The organism is Nocardia sp. NPDC055002, from assembly GCF_053608825.1.
In genome coordinates this window covers 18182-42528 of record NZ_JBSGWE010000009.1, presented here as the reverse complement: position 1 = coordinate 42528, position 24347 = coordinate 18182, and the positions used below count along the sequence as shown (strand labels likewise).

Here is a 24347-nt window from a genome sequence, read left to right as displayed (position 1 = left end):
TTTGCCGGTTATGGAGGTATTGCTGCCGCTGTCGCACCGTCTCGGGAACACCCGGTGACCCCCGACGAATTGGATGATCTGTTCGCCGACCTCATCGGGCAGTTGGATCGGCTCGACGTCGATGCGCTGGAATTGATGGCAGCCGCGTATGACCAGGCCGGAGATGTCGACCGGGCCCGCGAGCTGTGGGTGCTGGCCGAGACACGTCGCGGCAGTGATCGGCTGTAGCCGCAGCGGCTCGACGCGATCGAGCGGCGCGGACCTACTCGGTGGGAACCGGGCCGTCGTCGGGGCTCGATGTGACGGTGTCGCTGCTGCCGGGCAGTAGGGGACTCACCGCGAACCGTCCCGCGACGGCGTCGGCCGGCAGCGCCTGCACCGCTCTGACGCCGGGTTGTGTTGCGAGGTCACGTAATTGGGTCAGGGTGCCGCGCACCACGAGGCCCGCCGTGCACGCGCAGCCCGCACGCAGGCGGCTCTCGGTGACGTGAGCGACAGCGGCGCTGCGCTCGTCGCGGAACTGCTGGGCCGCGACCAGCCCTGCCGCCGCCTCGCCGGACTTCACCGCGGGTTCGTCACCACCCGGCGTCGCGACGGTGATCACCGGTGTCTGCACCCGGTCGACCGGCACGTGCTGGATCACCCCGGAGATCCGCAAGCCGTCGGCCGCGGCCGGAAGCTGTTGGGGTGCGATGTATTCGGTGAACGACACGAGCGCCCAGTGCTGGTCGGTATCGGCACCGTCGAGGGAAGCCTTCGCGTCGACCAGGTAGTGCTCGACCTGCTCGCCGGGCGCGGGCCCCAGTCGATCGGTGGCCACCGCCGACGCGGGCGGCGGCTCACGGAAGGCGATCACCAACAGGATCACCGCGCCGACAGCGGCGATCCCGAAGATCACCGAGTTGCGCAGCGATATCCGCCGGGTGGCCGAATCATCGTCGGCGGCAGTCGATTCGGCGGGCATGTTCCCGAGATCCTCGGCGGTCGAACCCGGACCACCGTCGCGCGGCGCCTGCCCGGCCGATGAATCCCCGCGGTCGTCCGACGCCGTCTCCGGCGTTGGTTCGGACGACCGCGGGTCGTCAGGCATTGCGTAGTACGTCCAAGGCGCCCGCCAGATCGGCGGGGTACTCGCTGGTGATCTCCAGCCAGCGACCGTCGGCGGGATGGTGGAAGCCGAGCTGGCGCGCGTGCAACCACTGCCGTTCCAGGCCGAGGCGTTTGGCCAGCGTCGGGTCGGCGCCGTAGGTGAGGTCGCCGGCGCAGGGGTGGCGGACCGCGGAGAAGTGCACCCGGATCTGGTGCGTGCGGCCGGTCTCGAGGTGCACGTCGAGCAGGCTGGCCGCCTGGAACGCCTCGATGGTGTCGTAGTGGGTGACGCTGGGCCTGCCGTCGCCGGTCACCGCGAACTTCCAGGCATTGCCCCGCGCGCGCCCGATCGGCGCGTCGATGGTGCCGCTGCTCGGATCCGGGTGTCCCTGCACGAGTGCATGGTATTGCTTGTCGACCGTGCGTTCCTTGAAGGCGCGCTTGAGCATCGTATAAGCGTGTTCGGATTGTGCCACCACCATCACCCCGGAGGTGCCCACGTCGAGCCGGTGCACGATGCCCTGGCGTTCGTGCGCGCCCGAGGTGGAGATGCGGTAGCCCATCGCCGCCAGGCCGCCGACCACGGTCGGACCGGTCCAGCCGACGCCGGAGTGCGCGGCGACCCCGATCGGCTTGTCCACGGCGACGATGTCGTCGTCGGCGTAGAGAATGTTCATCCCGTCGACCGGGGCGGCCTCGACCGTGAGCTCGCGCTTGGGTTCGGGGAAGATCACTTCCAGCCACGCGCCCGCGGTCAGCCGGTCGGACTTGCCCGCGGCGACTCCGTCGATCTGCACCGAGCCGTCCTCGGTGAGCGCCACGACCGCGGTCCGCGAGAGGCCGAGCAGGCGGGCGAGTCCCGCGTCCACCCGCATCCCGTCCAGTCCGTCGGGAACGGGCATTGTCCTGGTTTCTCTCATGCGGTCTCCTCGGTGTGTTTGCGACCGCTGCGGGTGCCGTCCGGTTCGAAACCGAACACGGTGAGCGCGACCAGCAGGATCGCCCCGCACACGATGGCCGAGTCGGCGACGTTGAAGACCGGCCACCAGCCGACGGCGACGAAGTCGACCACATGGCCCTGCAGCGGGCCTGGGTATCGGAAGAGCCGGTCGACCAGGTTGCCCAGCGCGCCACCCAGGACCATGCCGAGGCCGATGGCCCACCACAGTGATCGCAGGGTGCGTCCGATCCGGATCACACCGATCACCACCGCGGCGGCGATCAGGGTGAGCAGCCAGGTCATGCCGGTCGCCATCGAGAACGCCGCGCCCGGGTTGCGGACCAGGGTGAACCGCGCGAAATCGCCGATGATCGGCACCGATTCGCCCGGGTCGATGAAGGCGACCGCGAGGCACTTGGTCAGCAGGTCGAGCCCGAACAGCACGACGGCGATGATCAGCAACGTCGTCAAACGACGGCGACCAGCGGGTTTCGCCGTCTCGGCAGTCTCGGGCACGGCAGCCGCCGACGGTGTGGCTGAGTCGTCGCCGGTCTCGGGGACAGCAGCGTTGTCGGTTGGCCGGTCTTCACTCACGCGTCCATCATTCCCTAGTGGCGATCCGGCCCGCGCCGCGGTGCCGAGGAGTCCCAGGTGTTACTCAGGAAGCGGTCGTACCCTGATGGCTGTGACGGTGTTGTCTAGATCTCGCTTACCCCGCATCGCGCGCCCCGGGGTGTTACTGGTGGCGCTCGTGCTCGGGTTCGCGACCTTCGGCGCCGGCTGCGCCGATCGCTCGGCCCCTGCCGCGGAGGTGGACGGCACCGAGCCGCTCGGCATCGGCAAGGAAGTCACCGTGCCGATCTCGGCCGCGGTCACCACGATGGTCTCGCCCGGCGAGGAGCCGCGCGATCTGCTGCGGCCGCGCTATGCCGCGGGCACCACGCAGGAGGTGACGCTGCGCACCGACTACCGGATCCAGCAGCAGGTCAACGATCAGCCCGCTCGCGACTTCTCGCCTGCCGCGCTGACCATCCCGATGACCGCGCGCACGGGCGCCGACGGCGTCGATCTCACCGTCGGTGCGGTCACCACTCCCGACCCCGCGCTCAACAAGGCGTTCACCTCCGCCGACGGTTCACACGCCGGTTTGGGGATGAGCGACTTCGGTGCGATCACCGAGCTGCGCATGGCGCCGTCGCCGGACACCCCGAACACCGCGCGGGCCGCGCTCGAACAGGCCTTCTATCAGGCTGTGTACCAGTCGATCGCGTTCCCGGACCAGCCCGTCGGCGTCGGCGCGGTGTGGACGGTGCACCAGCAGATCACCGGCGGGGTCACCCTGGACCAGATCACCACCGCCACGCTCACCAGCCGCGAGGGCGATCGGCTCACCATCGATCTCCAGGTGAATCAGACGCCCACCGACAACGTGTGGGAGTTGCCCAACGACGCCGGTGAGCTCGACATCGACGGCTACGTCATGGAAGGCGTCGGCTCGATCACCATCGATCTCGGTATGCCGCTGCCGGTTTCGGGTTCCATCGAGATCGGTGGGCAGCAGACCTACCGCGACGCGCGCAGTGTGAGCACCCTGGTGCAGACGCAGTCGACCCGCGTCTCCTGGACGGAATGATGCGGGTGGATTCGCTGCGCGTAGGCGCGGCTGTTTCGGCGTGTGTCGGGTTGGTCGGCGTTGCGGGCTGTGGGTCCGACGATTCGGTGGACTCGCCGGGATCGGGTCCGTTCTCCGCCGCCGTCACGGCCGCACCGGGAACCGGGGCTGTGATCCGCGATGCGGCGCAGTTGTCGGCCGGTCTGCTCGCCGCTACCGATCTGCCCGGTGATTTCGCGGTCGTACCGTCGCGCGGTGAGTCCGACGAGCCCGCGGTGCCGCCCGCGGCGCTGACGGATCCGCCGGACTGCGGACGGCTGCTCTCGCCGATCGCGCAGCAGTGGCCGGGGTCGGCTGCCGCCGCGTCGGTGCAGTTCGCGGGGCCCAGCTTCGCCACCATCGACATCGACGCCGCCAGCTACCCGGACGCGGCGCTGGTGCCGGCCTTCGACGCGCTCCAGGCGCAGCCCCGGCGCTGCACCAGCTACTCCGGCGACGACGCGGGCGTGCGGATCGAGTACCGAACCAGCGCGCTCGCGCAGCCGGCCGCGGGCGATGCGGGCTCGGCGTTCACCCTGACCGCCACGAGCGAGGGGCTCACCCTGACGTCGGCGACATCGCTTGTCCAAGTGGGGAACACGCTGGTTCAGGTCGTCGTCACGGCGCCGGAAGTCGTCGATCCCGGTGTGCTCGCCGATCTCACCGCGGCGCAAGTGCGCAAACTCCGCGGCTGAGACCGGCTCGGGTTCACGCCGAGACGGCGAGTTTCCCGCCGAGGTGCCCGAGGTAGCCACGGACCTCGTCGGCACTCTTGTCGGGAAGCCCGAAGACCACCTCGGTGACGCCCTGATCGGCCCAGCTCGCGAGCTGCTCGGCGTTGTGACGACCGGCCAGCGCGATCACCCGTGGGGTGCCGTCGCGGCCCGCTTCCTTCCAGACCCGGTGCAGGAGATCGACTTTGGCGCCCAGGTCGCCTTCGGTCGGGGTGGTGATCCAACCGTCCGCGTTGGCGGCCAGCCATCCGAACGATTTCTCGGTACCGCCCGCTCCGAGCAGCACCGGAACCCCGGCGCGCACCGGCTTCGGCCAGGACCAGCTCGGGCCGAACTTCACGAAGTCGCCGGCGAATTCGGCCTCCTCCTGCGACCACAGTGCCCGCATCGCGTCGAGGTTCTCGCGCAACACCGTGCGTCGCTTGTTCGCCGGAACGCCGTGATGGGCGAGTTCGTCGGTGTTCCAGCCGAATCCCACACCCAGCTCCACCCGCCCACCGGACAGGTGATCGAGCGAGGCGATGGTCTTGGCGAGGGTGATCGGGTGGTGTTCGGCGGGCAGCGCGACCGCTGTCGACAGGGTGATCCGCTCGGTGACCGCGGCGGCGGTGGCCAGCGCGACCCACGGGTCGAGCGTGCGCAGATACCGGTCGTCGGGTAGCGAGGAGTCGCCGGTCTGCGGATGGGCCGCGGCCCGCACGACCGGGATATGGGTGTGCTCGGGGACGTAGAACGCGTCGAATCCGGCGTCCTCGGCGGCCTTGGCCGCATCGGCGGGCGCGATGCCCCGGTCACTGGTGAACAAGACAACCCCGTAGCGCACGTCCCGGCCCTCCGACTTCGGCAGCAAAACTGAAACAGGTTCTAAACCTGAGACAAGTTCTACAGGAGTAAAACGAGTTCTACTAGTCCTGATCTCAGCGGATGGCCGAAACGGCGACGCCCTTTTCCCGATCAGGCGAGGGGAATACGCTGGTGGTCGTCCGAGCATCACTCTCGACACGGAGGTATCCGATGTCTGATGTTTCCCCTTTTCCCGAAGGCTATCCGCGGATCTGTCCCGGCCTGGCGTGCGTGGGAGCGGCCGCCGCGATCGACTTCTACACCGCGGTCTTCGGCGCCACCGTGCGCATGAAGATGGACGGCCCCGGCGGCACCATCGTCCACAGTGAACTGCTCGTCGGCGATTCGGTGCTGATGGTGGGCGATCCGGTCCCCGAGATCGGCTTCAGTGACCCGAAGGCCGTCGGCGGTTCGCCGGTGAACCTGATGGTCTACGTCGCCGACGCCGACGCCGCCTTCGGCGCGGCCCTCGACGCGGGCGCTACCGCCATCACTCCCATGACCGACCAGTTCTACGGCGACCGCAGCGGCGCCTTCGAGGACCCGTGGGGTCACCGCTGGACCGTGGCCACCCACATCGAGGACGTCTCGCCGGAGGAAATGGAACGGCGCATGTCCGACATGATGAACGCGGGCTGATCGGCACGCCGCACCGTGCGCGAAGGCCGCGGTGCGGGCGCGCCGCGCGTTACGCGGGAACGATCGAGTTCCCCTCGACGCGAACAGGTTTGGCGGGCAGCGGCGCGGTCGCCGGGCCGCCGCGTACCGCGCCGTCGAGCTCGAATCGGCTGCCGTGGCACGGGCAGTTGATCGTGCCTCTGGCCACGGTGGCGACCTTGCATCCAGCGTGCGTGCAGGTCGATGACAGCCCGACGAAAGTGCCCGCGGTCGGCTGCGTGACGACGGTGTCGCCGACGATCACCCCACCACCCACCGGAACATCGGCCACCGTGGTCAGCGCACCCGCCGGCGCCCCCGGTTCGGGTGGAGCAGCGGCTGCCGACTCGGTGTTGTCGTCGCCACCGCACGCGGTCAACGTCGCCGCGGCGGCCAAGGCGCCGGCACCCACCACGACGGTGCGGCGGTTCAGCGAGAAATCGTTGATGGTCATCGGTCGTTCTCCGCTTCCGTTGATGAGGCTGCCGGCCCGCTTCTCACGCCCACCGGCTCCTTCCCTGTCAACGGCCCACACTCCCTCCCGGTTCGACCGATTCCGATGTCGAGCCGGTGACCCGGCGTGAAATCTCCGGACGTATCGGGGGATTCCCTGATGTGGGTGGGCGGTCAGGGCGCCTAGCGTTCTCGGTGTGCGGGCGATTGTGCAGCAGGTATACGGGTCATCGGCGATGTTGGCGACCGCGGAGGTCGGGCGGCCATCGGCGGGAGCGGGGGAGGTGCTGGTCCGCGTTCACGCCGCGTCGGTGAATGCGCGGGATTGGCATGTGATGCGGGGAGATCCGAAGATCGCGCGGTGGATGGATCGGTCGGTCTTCGGCCGCCGGGGACCGGCGAATCCGGTGCAGGGCGGTGATTTCGCGGGCACGGTCGAACAGGTGGGGGACGGTGTCACGGATCTGGCGGTGGGCGACGAAGTCTTCGGGGAGGCGGTCAGCGGTGCGTTCGCGGAATACGTCGCGGTGCCCCGGGGGCTGCTCGACCGGAAGCCGGCGAACCTGAGTTTCGAGGAGGCGGCGGCGGTGCCGTTGGCCGCCAATACCGCCCTGACCTGCCTGCGTCACGTCGTCGACGGCGAGCGGGTGCTGATCATCGGCGCGTCCGGTGGCGTCGGCACTTTCGCGGTCCAGATCGCCCGGGCACGGGGTGCGCGGGTCAGCGCGGTGTGCAGCACGCGCAACGTCGAGGCGGCGCGCGCACTCGGCGCCGAACACGTCGTCGACTACACCCGCGATACTCTGACCGGCCGCTACGACACTGTCCTCGACCTGGCCGGAACGCGGACGCTGCGGGAACTGCTCCGACTGGTCGAACCCACCGGCACGCTGGTCCTGTCCGGTGGCGGCAACTTCGACGGCGGCAGCTGGTTCGGCCCGGTCGGCCTGCTCGCGCGCGGTCAGCTGGCTCGACCGTTCGTGAAACCGGCCATCCGTGCTCCGCTGGCGCAGCAGACGCCGGAGTCGCTCACCGAGCTCCGCGAACTGATCGAGTCGGGTCTGCTCCGCCCGGCCATCGACCGGACCTACCCACTGGCGGATACGCCCGCCGCCATCGAGTACATGGAGACCGAACACGCCCGCGCGAAGATCGTGATCACCATCGCGCCGGCGGGCTGACGTCACAGCAGGCGGAACTCCATCATCGCGATCGCGTCGTCGACGGAGGCGGACAGGGTCTTCAGCCGACTGTGCGCGTTCGGCGCGGACAGGGCCGCCTGGCGATCGGTCGGGCCGATCGGCAGGCGAGCCGCGAGCTCGTAGGACCGCGTGGTCGGATCGTCGGACAGATCGTCCAGCGAGGCGGACGGCGGCGGACGGCGGATGCCGTTGCGTCGCGCGAACTGCGCCGTGAGAGTGTGCAGGCGGTCCGCGCGTTCACGCAAACCCGCCAGCAACGCGCTGTCGTCGGTGCCGGGGTCGTCCGGCCATGTTTCGGCTTCCGCCTGCGGATACGGCGCGTCGACGAGCCACTTCTCGATGCGAATGCGGTCGGTTCCCTTGCAGCGCAGCCGGTATCGCGAGCCGGGCAGTTCGATGACCTCGGTGATCCGGGCGACGGTGCCCACCTCCGTACGTACCTCACCGCCGCCCACTTCGTGCCCGCGCGCGATCAGCACGACACCGAATTCCGGCTCCCGCCGACCGTTCATGCAGTCCTCGACCAGCGCCACGTACCGCGGCTCGAAGATCTGCAACGACAACGACTCACCGGGTAGCAGCACCGCTCCCAGCGGGAACATAGGTATCTCCACCGTCCCAGCATGCCCGGTGTCGCGCCTACTGTGTCCATCCGGCGCGCTCACGCTGTGTCCTTTCGGCAGGTTCGGGTCCGGCCCACGGTGACATGGGCCAGCCGTTGCTTCACGCGGTGGCGATCGACTCGAATACCGTCGGATCGACCAGTGTCGAGGTGTCACCGAGCTCTCGGCCCTCGGCGACATCGCGCAACAGCCTGCGCATGATCTTGCCGCTGCGGGTCTTGGGCAGCTCCGGCACGATGTGGATCTCGCGCGGCCTCGCGATCGGACTGATCTCGAGCGACACCGCCGCCTCGAGCTCGGACACGAGCGCGTCGGCCGTGGCCGCCGATCCGGTGAGGATGACGAAGGCGACGATTCCCTGCCCGGTCGTCTCGTCGGAGGCACCGACCACCGCGGCCTCGGCGACGGCCGGGTGCCCGACCAGCGCGGATTCCACCTCGGCGGTGGAGATGCGATGACCGGACACATTCATGACGTCGTCGACGCGCCCCAGGATCCACAGATCACCGTCGGCATCGAGCTTGGCCCCGTCTCCGGCGAAGTACCAGCCGTCGGAAGCGAAACGCTGCCAATAGGTTTCGCGGTAGCGGTCCATGTCGTTCCAGATGCCGCGCAGCATCGACGGCCACGGTTGATCGAGGACGAGCAGCCCGGATTCATCGGGCCCCAGTGGCGTGCCGTCGTCGTCTACGACCTTGGCGGAGATCCCCGGCAGCGGGCCCATCGCGGCGCCGGGCTTGGTGTCGGTGACGCCGGGCAGCGGCGCGATCATGATGGCGCCGGTCTCGGTCTGCCACCAGGTGTCGACGATCGGAGTCTTGTTCGCGCCGAAGACTTCCCGGTACCAGCGCCAGGCTTCGGGGTTGATGGGTTCGCCGACGGAGCCGAGCAGTCGCAGCGTGCTCAGATCGTGGGCGTCGGGGATTTCGCGCCCCCACTTCATGAACGTGCGGATCAACGTCGGCGCGGTGTAATAGATGGTGACGCCGTACTTCTCGATGATCTCGAAATGACGATTCTGGTCGGGGAAATTCGGCGTGCCCTCGTACACGATCTGCGTCGCGCGGTTGGCGAGCGGCCCGTAGACGATGTAGCTGTGCCCGGTGACCCAGCCGATGTCGGCGGTGCACCAGTAGATGTCGTGTCCCGCTTTGTGGTCGAACACGTTGTGGTGGGTATAGGCGGTTTGGGTGAGGTAGCCGCCGGTCGTGTGCAGGATGCCCTTGGGCTTTCCGGTGGTGCCGGAGGTGTAGAGGATGAACAGTGGATGCTCGGCGGGGAAGGCCTGTGCCTCGTGCGAAGGTGAAGCGACAGCGACGGTTTCATCCCACCACAGATCGCGCACCTCGGTCCACGGCACGTCCAGGCCGACCCGGCGCACCACCAGCACATGCTCGACGCTCGACGGATCCGAACCCAGCGCCTCGTCGACGGCGTACTTCAGCGCGGCGGGCTTGCCGCGACGCCACTGCCCGTCGGTGGTCACGATCAGCTTGGCCTCGGCGTCGTCGACCCGCTGGCGCAGCGCCGTGGGGGAGAACCCGGCGAACACCACCGAGTGGGTGAGACCGAGCCGCGCGCACGCCAGCATCGTCACGATCGCTTCGGGCACCATCGGCATGTAGATCGCGACGCGATCGCCCGCCGCGAGTCCTAGCGCGGTGAAAGTGTTCGCGGCCCGGCACACCTCATCGAGCAACTCCGCGTAGGTGATCGCGCGGGAGTCGCCGGGTTCGCCCTCCCAGTGGATGGCGACCTGGTCGCCGTGCCCGTCGATGACGTGGCGGTCGAGGCAGTTGTAGGCGACATTGAGCTCGCCGTCGCCGAACCAGCGCGCGACCGGCGCGTCGGTCCAGTCGAGTACCTCGGTGAAGGGCTTGTGCCAGTGCAGCCGGTTGGCCTGCTCTGCCCAGAAACCGTCGCGGTCGGTGCGCGCCCGCTCGTACAGCGTGGCATCGGCATTGGCCTGCGCGACGAACTCCGGGGCGGGCGGGTAACTGGTCACAAGAATCTCTCCTTCGAAAAGCATGGGGGTACAACCCGTGCCGGTGGGGCGAACCACCGGCACGGGCAGGGTGGGCGTCAGTGCGAGATCGCCTTCTCCGCACCGACGCCGGTCAGGGACCGGACTTCCATCTCCGCGGCCTTGGCCTGGTCGACCTGCTCGCCACGGCCACCCAGGAAGGTGCCGAGTACACCGAGCGCGAACGCCAGCGGAATGGACACGATGCCCGGGTTGGACAGCGGGAACCAGTCGAAATCCGCATCCTTGATCATCGCGGTCTTGTTGCCCGATACCGCGGGCGAGAACACGATGAGCACGATGGTCGAGATCAGGCCGCCGTACATCGACCACAGCGCGCCGGTGGTGTTGAAGCGCTTCCAGAACAGCGAATACAGGATTGTCGGCAGGTTCGCCGCCGCCGCCACCGCGAACGCCAGCGCCACCAGGAACGCGATGTTCTGGCCGTTGGCGAGGATGCCGAGACCGATCGCGAGCACACCGATCACCACGGCGGTGATCCGCGAGACCCGCACCTGCTTGACCTCGTCGACCTTGCCCTTCTTGATCACACTGGCGTAGATGTCGTGGGCGAACGAGGCCGATGCGGTGATGGTGAGTCCGGCCACGACCGCGAGGATCGTCGCGAACGCGACCGCCGAGATCACCCCGAGCAGGATCACCCCGCCGAGTTCGAACGCCAGCAGCGGCGCCGCCGAGTTCTGGCCACCCGCCGCGGCGAGGATCTTGTCCGGGCCCACGATGGCCGCCGCGCCGTAACCGAGCACCAGGGTGAACAGGTAGAAGGCGCCGATCAGGCCGATCGCCCACACCACCGAGCGCCGAGCCTCTTTCGCGGTCGGGACCGTGTAGAAGCGCATCAGCACGTGCGGCAGACCCGCGGTGCCGAGTACCAGTGCCAGGCCCAGCGACAGGAAGTTCAGCTTCGACATCTCGCTGCCGCCGTATTGCGCGCCGGGAGCGAGCACATCGCGGGCGGCGACCGCCTTGCTGGTGGACTCGCTCACCGATTCCTGTGCGGCACCGAGGATGTCGGAGAAATTGAACCCGTATTTCGACAGCACCATCACCGTCATCAGACCGGCACCGGCGATCAGCAGCACCGCCTTGATGATCTGTACCCAGGTGGTGCCCTTCATGCCACCGACCAGCACATACACGATCATCAGCACACCGACGGCCGCGATGACGATGGATTGCCCGGTGCGGCTGGAGATATCGAGCAGCAGCGCGACCAGGCCGCCGGCGCCCGCCATCTGCGCGAGCAGATAGAACAGCGAGACGGTGAGGGTGGTCAGCGCGGCCGCGGTGCGCACCGGGCCTTCCTTCAGCCGGAAGCTGAGTACGTCGGCCATGGTGAATTTGCCGGTGTTGCGCAGCATTTCGGCCACCAGCAGCAGCGCGACGAGCCAGGCGACGAGGAACCCGATCGAATACAGGAACCCGTCGTAGCCGTAGACGGCGATCGCGCCCGCGATGCCGAGGAAGCTCGCGGCCGACAGGTAGTCACCGGCGATGGCGATGCCGTTCTGCGGGCCGGAGAAGCCGCGTCCGCCGGTGAAATAGTCCGCGGCGCTGGCGTTGTTGCGGCTGGCCCGGATCACCACGACCATGGTGACCGCGACGAACAGCAGGAAAATGGCGATATTGGCGATGGGATTGCCCACCGTCGAAGACGCGGCAAGGGTGACGCTCATGCCTGGCCCCCTTCGAGTTCGTCGCGGATGGCCGCGGCGCGCGGGTCCAGTTCACGGTTGGCGAATCGGACATAGAGCCCGGTGATGAGGAACGTGGAGACGAACTGCCCGAGGCCGAGCAGCAGGCCCACGTTGATGTTGCCGAAGACCTTCTGCGCCATGAAGTCGTGCGCGTACGCGCCGAGCAGCACATAGCTCAGGTACCACACCAGGAACAGCGCGGTCATCGGGAAGATGAAGCGGCGCAGCCGGTTTCGCAGATCTTGGAACTGCGGACTCGCTTGTACCGCGAGCCATTCGTCGGCACTCGGCGTGCGCGGATCTGGCGCCTCGGTGTCGGTTTGGGTCATGCCGGTCGTCCTAGCGTGAAGGGGGGTCGTGCGTGGAGATGACGGTAGGTCCCCGGACGCGAGCGCATGGTGGTGTGGTGTGGGTCACTCGGTGAAGGTGGCCGCCCGTGCGGTGAGCGGTCGGTGTGGTGCGACGAACGGTCGGTGCGAGATCACCGGCGAGTGGCGGTTTCGGGGTCGCGATCCGCACTCATCCCGAGCCGTTCGGGGGCGTGCATGCGCAGGAACACCCCCGCCACCGCCCGGGGATCCTGACCCGTGGTGGCGAGGCTGACCAGGATGGTCACCGCGAAGGCCAGCGGTACGCTCACCGCGCCCGGATAGTCGACGATCGCGGCGGGCCACCCGTTCGCCAGGTCGGGGGAGACGCCACCGAGCACCGCCAGCACGGTCGCTCCGCCGGCGGTGACGCCGCCGGTGAGCATGCCCGCGGCTGCACCGGTCGCGGTGAGTCCGCGCCACCAGATGCCGAGCACGAGCAGCGGGCACAGCGTCGACGCGGCCACCGAGAAGGCCAGGGCGACGGTGCGCGACAGATCCAGGGACGCCACGGTGACCGCGAGGGTCAGCGGGACCAGGCCCGCGACCAGGGCGGCGAGGCGGAAGTCCCGGATCCGGCCGCGCAGCACGTCGGTACTGAGCACACCCGCCAAGCTGACCAGCAGCCCCGACGAGGTGGACAGGAATGCCGCGATCGCCCCGGCGGCCGCCAGCGCGGCCAGCAGTTGTCCGCCGAGTCCGCCGAGCACCGCGCCTGGTAGCAGCACCACCGCCGCGTCGGAGGCGCCGGTGATCAGCAATTGGGGCACGTAGAGGCGGGCGAAGACGCCGAGCAGGATCGGGAACAGGTAGAAGACGCCGACCAGCCCGATCACGGTGAGTGCGGTCCGCCGCGCGGACGGGCCGTCACGATTGGTATAGAAGCGAACGAGCACATGCGGCAGTCCCATGGTGCCGAGGAAGGTCGCCACGATCAGCGAGAACACCTGGTACTGCGGATGTTGTCCGCCGAAGCCGCCGCCGGGCGCCACCCAGCTCGCGCCGTCGGCCGGTGCTCCGGCCACCACCGGAACGGCCGAGCCCGGCGCGAGGACCAGTTCGCTGCCTTCGGTGAGGGTGTGATCGCCCGGTGTCAGCACCACCGGTCCCGCGCTGGGTTGCCCGTCGAGTGTTCCGGTGATCGTGACCTGTTGTGAAACATCCAGGTGCACGACGACATCGGTGGAGATGTCGACGGTGGTGCGCGCGTCGACCGTGGGCGGTACCGGGGTGGCGACCGGTCGTTCGTCGGCGAGGAAATGCATTCCGAGCACCAGCGCGGGCACCGCCACCGCCGTCAACTTCAGCCAGTACTGGAATGCCTGCACCAAGGTCACAGAGCGCATTCCGCCGCCGATCACATTCGCCGATACGATCGCGCCGACCGAGACCGCACCTACCCAGGCGGGTACTCCGAGCAGAATGTGCAGCGTGAGTCCGGCTCCCTGGAACTGCGGAATCAGATACACCGCGCAGACCAAGACGACGAGACCGGCGGCCATGCGCCGCAATCGAATCGAACCCAACCGGAATTCGGCGAAGTCCGGCACGGTGTAGGCGCCGGATCGGCGCAGCGGCGCGGCCACGAACATCAGCAGGCCCAGATAACCAGCGGTGAAACCCACCGGATACCACAGGGCGTCCGCGCCGTATTTGGCGATCAATCCGGCGACACCGAGAAAGGAAGCGGCGGAGAGGTATTCACCGGAGATCGCTGCGGCGTTCCACCGCGAGCCCACGGTGCGTGAAGCGACAAGGAAATCGGAAGTCGTGCGGGACAGGCGCACTCCGTAGAACCCGATGCCGACAGTGGCGAGCGCCGCCAGCAGCAGTGCGGCGACGGTGAGCGCGGGAGTGCCGGGGTTCATAGGGTCAGCGTCTGTTCGCGCGGCATGTGTGTCAGTCCCCGGCCAGTTCCAGGAAGTCGTCTTCGTTGCGCTGGGCGAGGCGAACATAGGACCACCCCACCGCATAGAGCACCGGGAACGCGACCACGCCGAGGATCAGCCACGGCACCCGAATGCCGAGGACCGCGGCCTCGGCGATCGCGTCGATGCGAAACAGCACCGGCAGCGCGCCGAACCCGACCGCCACCACCAGCCCGAGCCGCAAGGCCAGACCCAGCTGCGCCCGGATCAGCCCACCGATCAGCGCCGCGCCCAGGTCGGTCTGCTCGACCACCTCCGTGCGAGTGCGCACCTGACGCGCACCCCGCCGCTGCGCCAGCACCACGCGTTCACGCGGCGGTCGCTGCGGACCCGTCACCGCTGTGACCAGTTCTGCCGTGGCCCGTGCACCAGCCGCTGCTTGAGTTCGCGCACCTGCCGTCGGCTCACCGGCAATTCCACCGCGCCCGCCGCCCCCTCGGCCCGCAGACACACCACCGTCGCGTTCCCCGCGCTGCGCAACCCGGTCACCAATCGCAAGGCCACCAGATATGACCGATGCACCCGCAGAAAACCGGCATCCTCCCATCGTGATTCCAACGCCGACAGCGGAATTCGCACCAGATGCGACCCACTTCCGGTATGTAACCGTGCGTAATCCCCATCCGCTTCGACCCACGCCACATCAGCCCGGTTCACCAAGGTGGTCACCCCGCCGAGCTCCACCGGAATCACCTCGCTCGGATGCGCGGACTCCGCCACGACCGTCGCGGGCACCGAGATGCGTCCCGCCAGAATCCGCCGCACCGCCTCACCCAATCGAGCTCCGCGCAAGGGCTTCAACAGATAATCCACCGCCCCCAAATCGAAGGCGGCCACCGCGTGATCATCGTGGGCGGTCACGAACACCACCGCGGGCGGCTCCGCGAATTCCGACAGGATTCCCGCCAATTCCATCCCCGTGAGACCTGGCATATCGATATCGAGGAATACCGCGTCGATGGGATGTGCCCGCAACAACCGCAATGCCCCGGTCGCCTCACCGGCCCGATAGATCTCACCGACCCCCGCCTGCGTGCTCAGCAGATACACGAGCTCGTCCAGCGCCGGTTTCTCATCATCGACGGCGAGCACCCGCAGAGCGGTCGAGGGTTCATCGGTGTTCCAAGTCACAACCCATCCATCGTAACCGGCACCCTCGGCGGCGGTGTCGAACGCCGCCCACGCGAGGAGTCAGGCGCGGATACCGGCGCGGAACTTCGGGACGCGCATGCTGACTTTCGTTCCCGCACCGGGTGCGGTTTCCACGACCAGGCCGTAGTCGTTGCCGAAGGCGGCGCGGAGGCGGTCGTCGACGTTGGCGAGGCCCACGTGGGCTGCCTCGCCGGTGCGGGCCGGGCCGGAGCCGGTGTCGACCGCGTCGAGGGCGCCGGAGCGCAGGAGGTCGGGGTCCATGCCGATGCCGTCGTCTTCGACACTGATCAGGCAGTCGGTGCCCGCGTCGGTGGCGACGATGCTCAGCTGGCCGCCTCGGCCGCCGCCGGCGAGGCCGTGCCGGACCGCGTTCTCGACGAGTGGCTGCAAGGCGAGGAAGGGCAGCACGACACCGAGAACTTCCGGTGCGATGCGCAGACGCACGTCGAGCGCGTCGCCGAAGCGGGCCTGTTCCAATGCCAGATATCGCTCGATATTGCGCAGTTCGTCGGCGAGCACGGTGAATTCGCCCGCGGCGCGGAAGGAATAGCGGGTGAAGTCGGCGAATTCGAGGATCAGTTCGCGGGCCCGATCCGGGTCGGTGCGGACGAACGAGGCGATCGTGTTCAGCGCGTTGTAGATGAAATGCGGGCTGATCTGGGCTCGCAGCGCCCGCAGTTCGGCCCGGTCGACCCGAGCCCTCGACGCATCCAGCTCGGCGAGTTCCAACTGCCCACACGCGTAGCGCGCCACCTCCGCGACCGCCCCGAGCATGCCCGGCCCCGGCGTCCCGGTCGTCACCATGCCGAGCACACCCACCGCCGCCCCCGTGTCGATCGGCAACGGCTGCGCGATCAACGTGTGCTCGTCACCGGTGACCAGCACCGGCCGCTCGTCGGCGACGGCCCGCCGCGCCGCCTCGGCGAACGAGGCGAACATCCCGGTATGCGGACCGTCCCACGCCAGCAGTGTCCCCTCGGCATCGGCCACGCCCAGCGCCTCGGCGCCCGCGAGAGCCCGCAGGTGTGGCGCCGCTTCACTCGCGGACTCCTCGGTCAGCCCACGTCGCAACGGCACGGCTGCCAGCGACGCGGTGTGCAGCGCTTGGTGCACAGCCCGCTGGGCGGGTGTGGTGACCACCCGCTGCGTGCGCCGCCACACCAGCAACGCCACGACCAGCAGGGCGAGGGCCGCAGCGGCCACGATGAAGGGGGTCATCGAGTCGGCCGATCGGAGTGCACCGATCGATTATGTCGGTGTGGGTGCCGGAATCGGATCAGGTCGCCTTCTTCTCGAGATCGAGTGCCCGTCGGTGACGTTCACCACGACACGCCGCCTCTCGCCCAGGCGCGCTTCGTAGCCTGCCGAATGTGTCGGACCCCCGTGCATAGAATGCCAAGGCCAACCCCCGCCGACTCTATGGGAGGAAGGACCGTCTTGGCTCCGTCCGGATCGTTCGTTCACCTGCACAACCACACCGAGTACTCGATGCTCGATGGAGCGGCGAAGATCTCGCCGCTGTTCGCGGAGGCGGATCGGTTGGGCATGACCGCGGTCGGCATGACCGACCACGGCAACATGTACGGCGCCTCGGAGTTCTACAACTCGGCCAAGAAGGCGGGCATCAAGCCGATCATCGGCATCGAGGCCTACATCGCACCGGGCTCGCGCTTCGACACCAAGCGTGTGAAGTGGGGCGATCCGGGCCAGAAGGGCGACGATGTCTCGGGCTCGGGTGCCTACACCCACATGACCATGGTCGCCGAGAACGCGACCGGCCTGCGCAACCTGTTCAAGCTGTCGAGCCTGGCCTCCATCGAGGGCCAGCTGGGCAAGTGGGCCCGCATGGACGAGGAGATCATCGCCCAGCACGCCGAGGGCATCATCGCGACGACCGGCTGCCCGTCGGGCGAGGTGCAGACCCGGCTGCGTCTGGGCCACGATCGCGAAGCGCTCGAAGCCGCCGCGAAGTGGCAGGAGATCTTCGGCGCCGACAACTTCTTCCTCGAGGTGATGGACCACGGTCTGTCCATCGAGCGCCGGGTCCGCGAGGGCCTGATCGATATCAGCAAGCAGCTCGGCATCCCGCCGATCGCCACCAACGACTGCCACTACGTCACCAAGGACCAGTCGGTCAACCACGAAGCGCTGCTGTGCATTCAGACCGGCAAGACGCTCTCGGACCCGACCCGCTTCAAGTTCGACGGTGACGGTTACTACCTCAAGTCCGCCGCGGAGATGCGCGCCATCTGGGACGCCGAAGTCCCCGGCGCGTGTGACAACACCGAGCTCATCGGCGAGCGCGTCCAGCCCTACGACGACGTATGGGCCCACCGCGACCGGATGCCGATCTTCCCGGTGCCCGAAGGCCACGACCAGGCCAGCTGGTTGCGCAAGGAAGTCCTCGACGGTCTCGATCGCCGCTTCCCGGACGGTCCCTCGCGCGAATATCTCGACCGCGCCGACTTCGAACTCAAAGTCATCTGCGAAATGGGTTTCCCGGCTTACTTCCTCGTCGTCGGTGACCTGATCAAGCACGCGCTCGAGGTCGGCATCCGCGTCGGCCCAGGCCGTGGTTCGGCGGCAGGCTCGCTGGTCGCCTACGCGATGGGCATCACCAATATCGACCCCATCCCGCACGGCCTGCTGTTCGAGCGATTCCTCAACCCCGAGCGCGTGTCGATGCCCGATATCGATATCGACTTCGATGATCGCCGCCGCGGTGAGATGGTCCGCTACGCCACCGAGAAGTGGGGCAGCGACCGTGTTGCCCAGGTGATCACCTTCGGCACCATCAAGACCAAGGCCGCGATCAAGGACTCCGCGCGAGTCCTGTTCGGCCAGCCCGGTTTCGCCATTGCCGACCAGATCACCAAGGCGCTGCCGCCGCCGATCATGGCCAAGGACATCTCGGTCGCCGGCATCACCGATCCCGACCACGAGCGGTACAAGGAAGCCACCGAAGTTCGCGAACTCATCGCGAGCAACCCCGATGTCGCCAAGATCTACGAAACGGCGCGCGGTCTGGAAGGCCTGATCCGCAACGCCGGCGTGCACGCCTGCGCGGTCATCATGTCCTCGGAGCCGCTCACCGACGCGATCCCGGTGTGGAAGCGCGCCCAGGACGGCGCGATCATCACCGGCTGGGACTACCCGTCGTGCGAGGCCATCGGTCTGCTGAAGATGGACTTCCTGGGTCTGCGCAACCTCACCGTCATCGGTGATGCCCTGGAGAACATCAAGGCCAACCGCGGCATCGATCTGGACATGGACAACCTGCCGCTCGACGACCCGGCCACCTACGAACTGCTCGCCCGCGGCGACACCCTGGGCGTGTTCCAGCTCGACGGCAGCGCCATGCGCGACCTGCTGCGCCGCATGCAGCCCACCGGCTTCGGCGATATCGTCGCCGTCCTCGCGCTGTACCGCCCCGGCCCGATGGGCATGAACGCGCACAACGACTACGCCGACCGCAAGAACAACCGGCAAGAAGTCAAACCGATCCACCCCGAACTCGAAGAGCCACTGAAAGAGATCCTGGCCGACACCTTCGGCCTGATCGTCTATCAGGAACAGATCATGCAGATCGCGCAGAAGGTGGCCGGGTACTCGCTCGGCCAAGCCGATATCCTGCGCCGCGCCATGGGTAAGAAGAAGCTGTCCGTCCTGGAAGAGGCCTACGCCGGCTTCCGCGACGGCATGCTCGCCAACGACTTCTCCGAGCCGGCCATCAAGGCGCTGTGGGACACGATCCTCCCGTTCGCCGGGTACGCGTTCAACAAATCACACGCCGCGGGCTACGGCCTCGTCTCCTTCTGGACCGCCTACCTCAAGGCCAACTATCCGGCCGAGTACATGGCGGGTCTGCTCACCTCGGTCGGTGACGACAAGGACAAAGCCGCCATCTACCTGTCGGATTGCCGCAAGATGGGTATCACGGTGCTGCCGCCCGATGTCAACGAATCGGAGCTGAACTTCGCCTCCGTCGGCACCGACATCCGCTTCGGCCTCGGCGCGGTCCGCAACGTCGGTACCAACGTGGTCGGCTCGATCATCACCGCGCGTAAGGAGAAGTCGAAGTTCACCGACTTCTCCGACTACCTGAACAAGATCGACGCGATCGCCTGCTCCAAGAAGGTCACCGAATCCCTCATCAAGGCAGGCGGATTCGACTCACTCGGGCACCCGCGCAAGGGCCTGCTGCTGATCCACTCCGACGCGATCGACGCGGTGATGTCGACCAAGAAGGCCGAGGCGATCGGCCAGTTCGACCTGTTCGGCGGTCTCGACGACGGCGACGACTCGATGGCGTCGGTGTTCAATGTCAAAGTCCCCGAGGACGAATGGGAGACCAAGCACAAGCTCGCCCTCGAACGGGAGATGCTGGGCCTCTACGTGTCCGGCCACCCGCTCAACGGTGTCGAGCACGTGCTGGCCGCCCAGGTCGATACCCCCATCCCGGCGATTCTGGAAGGCGACGTCAAGGACGGTGCGCAGGTGACCATCGGCGGCATCCTCGCCTCGGTGAACCGCCGGATCAACAAGAACGGGCTGGCCTGGGCCTCGGCGCAATTGGAAGACCTCACCGGTGGCGTGGAGGTGCTGTTCTTCCCGCAGTCGTACTCGGTGTACGGCATGGATGTGGTCGAAGACGCCGTGGTGCTGGTGAAGGCCCGCGTCTCGGTGCGTGACGACCGCATCTCCCTGATCGCCAACGACCTCGTCGTCCCCGACCTCTCGGCCATCGGCGTGGCCAAGCCGGTGGCGGTGGTCATGACGACCCGGATGTGCACGCCCGACAAGCTCGGTGAGCTGAAGAAGGTTCTCACCCGGCACCAGGGCACCTCGGATGTCTTCATCCGCCACGTCGGCGCCCGTGAGAAGACCACCATGCTCAAACTCGACGACGCCTGGCGAGTGTCGCCGTCCTCCGCGCTGATGGGGGACCTGAAAGCGCTGCTCGGCCCGGGCTGCCTCGGCTGAGCCCCGAAACGTCGAAACCACCCGTATCTGCCGCGGGTGGTTTCGACGTCTCGCGGTTACGGGTAGGTGAGCGCGGGCACTCGCGGCTCGGAAGTGGCAGCGGCCGTGCGAGGTTCACGTTCCAGCCGATGGGACAGCCCGACGGTGGCGAGCATGGCCAGACCGAGCCCGGCGCCGATCCAGCCGACCGAGGTGAAGCCGAGTCCCGCGCCGATGGCCAGCCCGCCCAGCCAGGGACCGACGGTGATCCCGACGTTGAACGCTGAGTAGTTGGTCGCCGCGGCCAGTGTGGGGGCGCCGTCGGCCAGCGTGAAGACGCGGGTGTTCAGGGCCGGGTTCGTGGCGAAGCCGAAAGCGCCGAGCAGCAACACGAGCACGATCATCGGGGCAGGGGAGTGTGCGGTGACCGCGATCGCGGCCGCGACCACCGTCATCCCGGCTGCCCCTACGTACAGCGTGCGGAACGGGTGCGCGTCGGCGAATCGACCGCCGATCGTGATGCCGATCAATCCGCCGACGCCGTACAGACCCAGCACGGCGGGGACCCATGCCACCGAGATGCCGGTGGTGTCGGCCAGCATCGCGCCGAGATAGGCGAAGGTGACGAACGCCGACCCCGTCGACAGCGCGGTGGCGCCGTAGGACACCCACAGCCGGGGGTTCGCCATCACCCGCAATTCGCTGCGCAGCGCGGGGACCGCGGCGGGTCGACCGCCGGGAATCTTCGTGAACACACCGATCATCGTCAGAGCGGACAGCCCGGCGACCGCCCAGAAGGCCGCGCGCCAGCCCAGATGCTGGCCGATGACGGTGCCCGCGGGTACCCCGAATATCGTGGCGATGGTGAGTCCACCCGCGACGATGCTCATCGCCCGTCCGCGTAGCTGTGGGGCTACCAGACTCACCGCGGTCGCCGCCGCCAGCGCCCAGAATCCCGCGTAGACGAAGGCGCTCACCACGCGGGTCCCGAAGATCACCCAGTAGTCGCTGCTCAGCGCGCCCACGACATGGGCCGCAACGAAGATCGCGAGAAAGGCCAGCAGCGCGTCACGGCGTGGCCAGCGCAGCGTCACCACGGCCAGCAGCGGCGCGCCGACCAGCATGCCGAGTGCGAAGGCCGAGATGAGCAGTCCCGCACTGGGAATGGAGACGCCCAGGTCGGCGGCCATTTCGGGGAGGAGACCGGCCAGCATCAGCTCGGAGGTGCCCTGGGCGAAGATGGACAAGCCCAGGATGTAGACAGCGGTCGGCATGACAACCTCTCGTACGTCGAAATATTTTGGATCAATCAGTTCAAAATATGGGCATGGTGAAAGACGGTGTGGGCCGGTGGAACTCAGAGGCAGCGCATCGCGGTATCGGCGATCGCGGTGAGGGTGGCGCGATCGGCGCCGCCGCGTGCCGCGACGCGCATGCCGCTGATGGTGGCGGTCAGGAACTGGGCGATGGCGCGTGCGTCCCGATCGGCGGCGAATTCGCCTGCGCGCTGGCCACTTTCGACAGTCGCCGTGAGCGCGTCGAGACGGCGCTCGCCGTCGGTGTCCAGGAGTTCGCGGGCAGCGGCATCGTGCGGGGCGAGTTCGACGATCGAGTTCACCACGAGGCAGCCCGCTGGTTCGGTATCGGGCGCCTCGGCGGTCCGGCGCAGGATGTCGGCGATCCGCTCCCTGGCTGGTGCGTCGCTGCCGAGGATGTCGAAGAGGGGGGTGTTCTTCGTGGTCATGTAGTGACGCAGAGCGCGATCGAACAGGTCGCGCTTGCTGGTGAAGGTGTTGTAGATGCTGCTGCGGCCCAAACCTGTCGCGGCGCAGAGGTCCTGGGTGGAGGTCGCCTCGTAACCGGCGGACCAGAATGCCCGCATCGCGGCGTCCACGGCGCGGTGCTCGTCGAATTCCTTGGGTCTGGCCATGTCGACGACCGTAGCACGTTTTGAACAGTTCAGTCCAAAACTGGGCTGTGGGTGGACACAGCCCCTCGGTGACTCCCCTGTGGTGGGTCGTGATGGCCGCCCCGCGAACTACGGGCTAGCGTCGAGAGACGTGACGTCCGTGCCGCTGCTCGACTCGCCACCGCACTCCCGTGACCCGTCGCGGCCGGTGCCGTGGCGGATGACCGGGCGGACGGTGCTGCTCGTCGCGGCGGCGCTGATCGTGGCGCAGCTGGTTCTGCGCGGCTGGGTGGCCGCGTCCGGATTCTTCTACTGGGACGATTTCCTGCTGATCGGCCGGGTGAGCAGCCAGCCGGTGCTCTCGACGGAATTGCTGTTCACCAGTCACGACGGGCACGTCATGCCGTTGGCGTTCGTGCTGACCTGGCTGGTCACCGAGGTGGCGCCGTTGAATTGGGCAGCCGCTGTCGTGGTGCTGACCGGGTTGCAGTTGCTCGCTTCGCTGGCGGTGCTGCGACTGTTGATCGTGCTGCTCGGGGTCCGCACCCGCCTGCTCGGACCCCTGGCGTTCTACCTGTTCGTCCCGCTGACGGTGCCCGCGTTCGCCTGGTGGTCGGCGGCGGTGAACGCGCTGCCGTTGCAGCTCGCGCTGGCATGGGTGAGCGCGGACGCGGTGCGGCTGGTGCGAACCGGGCGGCGTCGATATGCGGTGTCGGGGGCTGTGGTGTTCGCGGTGGCGTTGCTGTTCTTCGAGAAATCGGTGGTCGTGCTGCCGGTGGCTTTCGCGGTGGCAGTGCTGGCCGCGCACGTGACGGGTCGATCCGTGCGGGCAGCCGCTCGGCGTGGGGGCGCGCTGTGGGCGGCGGGCGGCGCGGTGCTGCTGACGTGGTCGGCGGGTTTTCTGCTCGTCATCCAACGCCCGAGGGGACTCTCGGCTCCCGAACATCCCGGGTCCCTGTGGAGCCGCGCGCTGTCCGACGGGTTGGTACCCGCGCTGTTCGGCGGTCCATGGCGCTGGGAACGCTGGCAACCCGCCACCCCGTGGGCGGACTCGCCGAGCTTGCTGGTCACGCTGAGCTGGCTGTCGCTGATCCTGTTCGCGGCGTGGACGATTCGTACCCGCTGCCGGGTCGGTGCGATCTGGGTGAGCGCCGCCGGATACGCGGTCCTGACCATCGCGCCCGTCGTCCTCCTGCGTGACGGCCCGAGTACCGCAGGTCTGCTCCTCCAATCGGTGCGCTACTTCGCCGATTTCGCCGTCATCGCGACCGTCGCGCTCGCGTTGATCACGCTGGCACCCCGTCGGCACCGGTGGAGTTCTGTATTCGGATCGAACGAGCCTGCACACCAGCGAATTCCGGCCGGCGTAGATCCGGCACGTGCGCGCACCGTCAGCGGATCGGCTCCGGTCGAGGTGGGACGCGATGGTCGAGCTCGGCAGATAGTGGGTGTCTCGGCGATCGTCGTGTTCCTCGCGAGCAGTGTGTACTCGACGATCACCTTCACCGAATCCTGGGAACCGAGCCCGGCCCGCACCTACGTGAGCGGCGTGCGAGCCGCGCTCCCCGGCGCCGCCGACGCGCCGCTGCTGCCCCAAGAGGTTCCGTGGAACGTCTTGAACCCGTTGGCCTTCCCCGAGAACATGACCGACCGTGTCTTCGCCCCGATCTCGACCCCCACCACCTTCGCCCTCTCGACTCCGCGCCTGCGAATGATCACCGACGAGGGCGCCGTCGTCCCCGCGCAGGTCTGGTGGAACCGTGCCATCGTCGAGGGCCCCGAACCCCGCTGCGGGTACCGGGTGCACGGCACCACCGGCGCCAACCTCCCCCTCGACGGCCCCATGCAGATCCGCGACTGGACCGCCCAGGTGAACTACAACGCCGAACGTGACGGCCGGATCGCGCTGTCCTTCGAGGGCGAGACCGAGACGATCGCCGACGTGCGCGCGGGCTTGAACACCGTGTACATCCGGCTGCTCGGAGGCGGCGACACCCTGCGGATCAGATCCCTCGACGAGCGGCAGTCGCTGTGTGTCGGCGCCGGACCGGTCGGGGTCGCCGCACACGCGCGGTGAATCGTTGATCGAGCACAC

General features: G+C 68.1%; 22 protein-coding genes. 7 read left to right on the top strand and 15 right to left on the bottom strand.

Annotated features, from left to right (window positions below; all coding sequences use genetic code 11):
- Positions 1-54: 54 nt before the first annotated feature.
- Positions 55-228, top strand: a complete 174-nt coding sequence (locus ACWF99_RS28910; protein ID WP_452537931.1) for a hypothetical protein — start codon at positions 55-57, stop codon at positions 226-228.
- A gap of 34 nt (positions 229-262) precedes the next feature.
- Here ACWF99_RS28910 and ACWF99_RS28905 read toward each other — a convergent pair whose 3' ends face one another.
- The 3 genes from ACWF99_RS28905 to lspA form a co-directional block, all read right to left on the bottom strand.
- Entirely contained in the window at positions 263-964 is a 702-nt protein-coding gene (locus tag ACWF99_RS28905; RefSeq protein ID WP_452537930.1) for a hypothetical protein, read from the bottom strand.
- Positions 965-1082: 118 nt separating this feature from the next.
- Entirely contained in the window at positions 1083-2009 is a 927-nt protein-coding gene (locus ACWF99_RS28900) for an RluA family pseudouridine synthase (protein ID WP_062988582.1), read from the bottom strand.
- The gene (gene lspA, locus ACWF99_RS28895) at positions 2006-2623 is read right to left on the bottom strand and encodes a signal peptidase II (RefSeq protein ID WP_378636736.1); all 618 of its coding nucleotides are present in this window, start codon (positions 2621-2623) and stop codon (positions 2006-2008) included. The genes ACWF99_RS28900 and lspA overlap by 4 nt, the downstream gene beginning before the upstream one ends.
- A 148-nt stretch (positions 2624-2771) precedes the next feature.
- Here lspA and ACWF99_RS28890 point away from each other — a divergent pair, with 148 nt between their 5' ends.
- Both ACWF99_RS28890 and ACWF99_RS28885 read left to right on the top strand, forming a co-directional pair.
- Complete coding sequence (locus ACWF99_RS28890) at positions 2772-3662, top strand: hypothetical protein (RefSeq protein WP_378636737.1); 891 nt, start codon at positions 2772-2774, stop codon at positions 3660-3662.
- On the top strand, positions 3662-4375 hold the full coding sequence (locus ACWF99_RS28885; RefSeq protein ID WP_452537991.1) for a hypothetical protein: 714 nt from the start codon (positions 3662-3664) through the stop codon (positions 4373-4375). The genes ACWF99_RS28890 and ACWF99_RS28885 overlap by 1 nt, the downstream gene beginning before the upstream one ends.
- 13 nt (positions 4376-4388) lie before the next feature.
- Here the strand turns inward: ACWF99_RS28885 and ACWF99_RS28880 are convergent, their stop codons facing one another.
- Positions 4389-5237 carry a TIGR03619 family F420-dependent LLM class oxidoreductase gene (locus tag ACWF99_RS28880; protein WP_452537929.1) on the bottom strand — a complete coding sequence of 283 codons (849 nt, stop codon included), beginning with the start codon at positions 5235-5237 and terminating at the stop codon, positions 4389-4391.
- Positions 5238-5428: 191 nt separating this feature from the next.
- Here ACWF99_RS28880 and ACWF99_RS28875 point away from each other — a divergent pair, with 191 nt between their 5' ends.
- The gene (locus tag ACWF99_RS28875) at positions 5429-5896 is read left to right on the top strand and encodes a VOC family protein (RefSeq protein WP_378636744.1); all 468 of its coding nucleotides are present in this window, start codon (positions 5429-5431) and stop codon (positions 5894-5896) included.
- A gap of 49 nt (positions 5897-5945) precedes the next feature.
- Here ACWF99_RS28875 and ACWF99_RS28870 read toward each other — a convergent pair whose 3' ends face one another.
- Positions 5946-6368, bottom strand: coding sequence for a QcrA and Rieske domain-containing protein (locus ACWF99_RS28870; protein WP_378636746.1), 423 nt, complete (start codon positions 6366-6368; stop codon positions 5946-5948).
- Positions 6369-6564: 196 nt separating this feature from the next.
- On the opposite strand from ACWF99_RS28870, the gene ACWF99_RS28865 reads away from it, so the two are divergent.
- Positions 6565-7548 (top strand): NAD(P)-dependent alcohol dehydrogenase, encoded by a 984-nt coding sequence (locus ACWF99_RS28865; RefSeq protein WP_452537928.1) that lies wholly within the window; start codon positions 6565-6567, stop codon positions 7546-7548.
- A gap of 2 nt (positions 7549-7550) precedes the next feature.
- On the opposite strand, the gene ACWF99_RS28860 is transcribed toward ACWF99_RS28865, so the two are convergent.
- The 8 genes from ACWF99_RS28860 to ACWF99_RS28825 form a co-directional block, all read right to left on the bottom strand.
- On the bottom strand, positions 7551-8171 hold the full coding sequence (locus ACWF99_RS28860; RefSeq protein ID WP_378636751.1) for an LON peptidase substrate-binding domain-containing protein: 621 nt from the start codon (positions 8169-8171) through the stop codon (positions 7551-7553).
- Positions 8172-8292: 121 nt separating this feature from the next.
- The gene (acs, locus tag ACWF99_RS28855; RefSeq protein WP_452537927.1) at positions 8293-10197 is read right to left on the bottom strand and encodes an acetate--CoA ligase; all 1905 of its coding nucleotides are present in this window, start codon (positions 10195-10197) and stop codon (positions 8293-8295) included.
- Positions 10198-10274: 77 nt separating this feature from the next.
- On the bottom strand, positions 10275-11912 hold the full coding sequence (locus ACWF99_RS28850; RefSeq protein ID WP_378636756.1) for a solute symporter family protein: 1638 nt from the start codon (positions 11910-11912) through the stop codon (positions 10275-10277).
- The gene (locus ACWF99_RS28845) at positions 11909-12262 is read right to left on the bottom strand and encodes a DUF485 domain-containing protein (protein WP_378636758.1); all 354 of its coding nucleotides are present in this window, start codon (positions 12260-12262) and stop codon (positions 11909-11911) included. Before ACWF99_RS28845 ends, ACWF99_RS28850 begins: the two co-directional genes overlap by 4 nt.
- Positions 12263-12414: 152 nt before the next feature.
- Entirely contained in the window at positions 12415-14169 is a 1755-nt protein-coding gene (locus tag ACWF99_RS28840) for a sodium/solute symporter (protein WP_378636760.1), read from the bottom strand.
- A gap of 31 nt (positions 14170-14200) precedes the next feature.
- Entirely contained in the window at positions 14201-14566 is a 366-nt protein-coding gene (locus ACWF99_RS28835; RefSeq protein ID WP_378636762.1) for a hypothetical protein, read from the bottom strand.
- Positions 14563-15360 carry a LytR/AlgR family response regulator transcription factor gene (locus ACWF99_RS28830; RefSeq protein ID WP_378636765.1) on the bottom strand — a complete coding sequence of 266 codons (798 nt, stop codon included), beginning with the start codon at positions 15358-15360 and terminating at the stop codon, positions 14563-14565. The genes ACWF99_RS28835 and ACWF99_RS28830 overlap by 4 nt, the downstream gene beginning before the upstream one ends.
- 60 nt (positions 15361-15420) lie before the next feature.
- Positions 15421-16599, bottom strand: a complete 1179-nt coding sequence (locus tag ACWF99_RS28825) for a sensor histidine kinase (protein ID WP_378636767.1) — start codon at positions 16597-16599, stop codon at positions 15421-15423.
- Between the two features lie 219 nt (positions 16600-16818).
- On the opposite strand from ACWF99_RS28825, the gene dnaE reads away from it, so the two are divergent.
- A complete protein-coding gene (gene dnaE / locus ACWF99_RS28820; RefSeq protein WP_452537926.1) occupies positions 16819-20364 on the top strand; it encodes a DNA polymerase III subunit alpha in 3546 nt (1181 codons plus the stop codon).
- A 56-nt stretch (positions 20365-20420) separates the two neighbouring features.
- On the opposite strand, the gene ACWF99_RS28815 is transcribed toward dnaE, so the two are convergent.
- Positions 20421-21617: a Cmx/CmrA family chloramphenicol efflux MFS transporter gene (locus ACWF99_RS28815; protein ID WP_452537925.1), complete on the bottom strand. Its 1197-nt coding sequence runs from the start codon at positions 21615-21617 to the stop codon at positions 20421-20423.
- 83 nt (positions 21618-21700) lie between these two features.
- Positions 21701-22273 (bottom strand): TetR/AcrR family transcriptional regulator, encoded by a 573-nt coding sequence (locus ACWF99_RS28810; protein ID WP_378636773.1) that lies wholly within the window; start codon positions 22271-22273, stop codon positions 21701-21703.
- Between the two features lie 130 nt (positions 22274-22403).
- Here ACWF99_RS28810 and ACWF99_RS28805 point away from each other — a divergent pair, with 130 nt between their 5' ends.
- Complete coding sequence (locus tag ACWF99_RS28805) at positions 22404-24329, top strand: hypothetical protein (protein ID WP_452537924.1); 1926 nt, start codon at positions 22404-22406, stop codon at positions 24327-24329.
- Positions 24330-24347: the final 18 nt, after the last annotated feature.

Excerpts from the sequence above, each read along its gene's own strand:
- ACWF99_RS28815 (WP_452537925.1), bottom strand. The coding sequence starts at position 21,617 with ATGCCGACCGCTGTCTACATCCTGGGCTTGTCCATCTTCGCCCAGGGC.
- ACWF99_RS28885 (WP_452537991.1), top strand. The coding sequence starts at position 3,662 with ATGCGGGTGGATTCGCTGCGCGTAGGCGCGGCTGTTTCGGCGTGTGTC.
- ACWF99_RS28900 (WP_062988582.1), bottom strand. The coding sequence starts at position 2,009 with ATGAGAGAAACCAGGACAATGCCCGTTCCCGACGGACTGGACGGGATG.
- ACWF99_RS28845 (WP_378636758.1), bottom strand. The coding sequence starts at position 12,262 with ATGACCCAAACCGACACCGAGGCGCCAGATCCGCGCACGCCGAGTGCC.
- ACWF99_RS28810 (WP_378636773.1), bottom strand. The coding sequence starts at position 22,273 with ATGGCCAGACCCAAGGAATTCGACGAGCACCGCGCCGTGGACGCCGCG.
- ACWF99_RS28840 (WP_378636760.1), bottom strand. The coding sequence starts at position 14,169 with ATGAACCCCGGCACTCCCGCGCTCACCGTCGCCGCACTGCTGCTGGCG.
- ACWF99_RS28875 (WP_378636744.1), top strand. The coding sequence starts at position 5,429 with ATGTCTGATGTTTCCCCTTTTCCCGAAGGCTATCCGCGGATCTGTCCC.
- ACWF99_RS28825 (WP_378636767.1), bottom strand. The coding sequence starts at position 16,599 with ATGACCCCCTTCATCGTGGCCGCTGCGGCCCTCGCCCTGCTGGTCGTG.
- ACWF99_RS28870 (WP_378636746.1), bottom strand. The coding sequence starts at position 6,368 with ATGACCATCAACGATTTCTCGCTGAACCGCCGCACCGTCGTGGTGGGT.
- ACWF99_RS28905 (WP_452537930.1), bottom strand. The coding sequence starts at position 964 with ATGCCCGCCGAATCGACTGCCGCCGACGATGATTCGGCCACCCGGCGG.
- ACWF99_RS28860 (WP_378636751.1), bottom strand. The coding sequence starts at position 8,171 with ATGTTCCCGCTGGGAGCGGTGCTGCTACCCGGTGAGTCGTTGTCGTTG.
- ACWF99_RS28850 (WP_378636756.1), bottom strand. The coding sequence starts at position 11,912 with ATGAGCGTCACCCTTGCCGCGTCTTCGACGGTGGGCAATCCCATCGCC.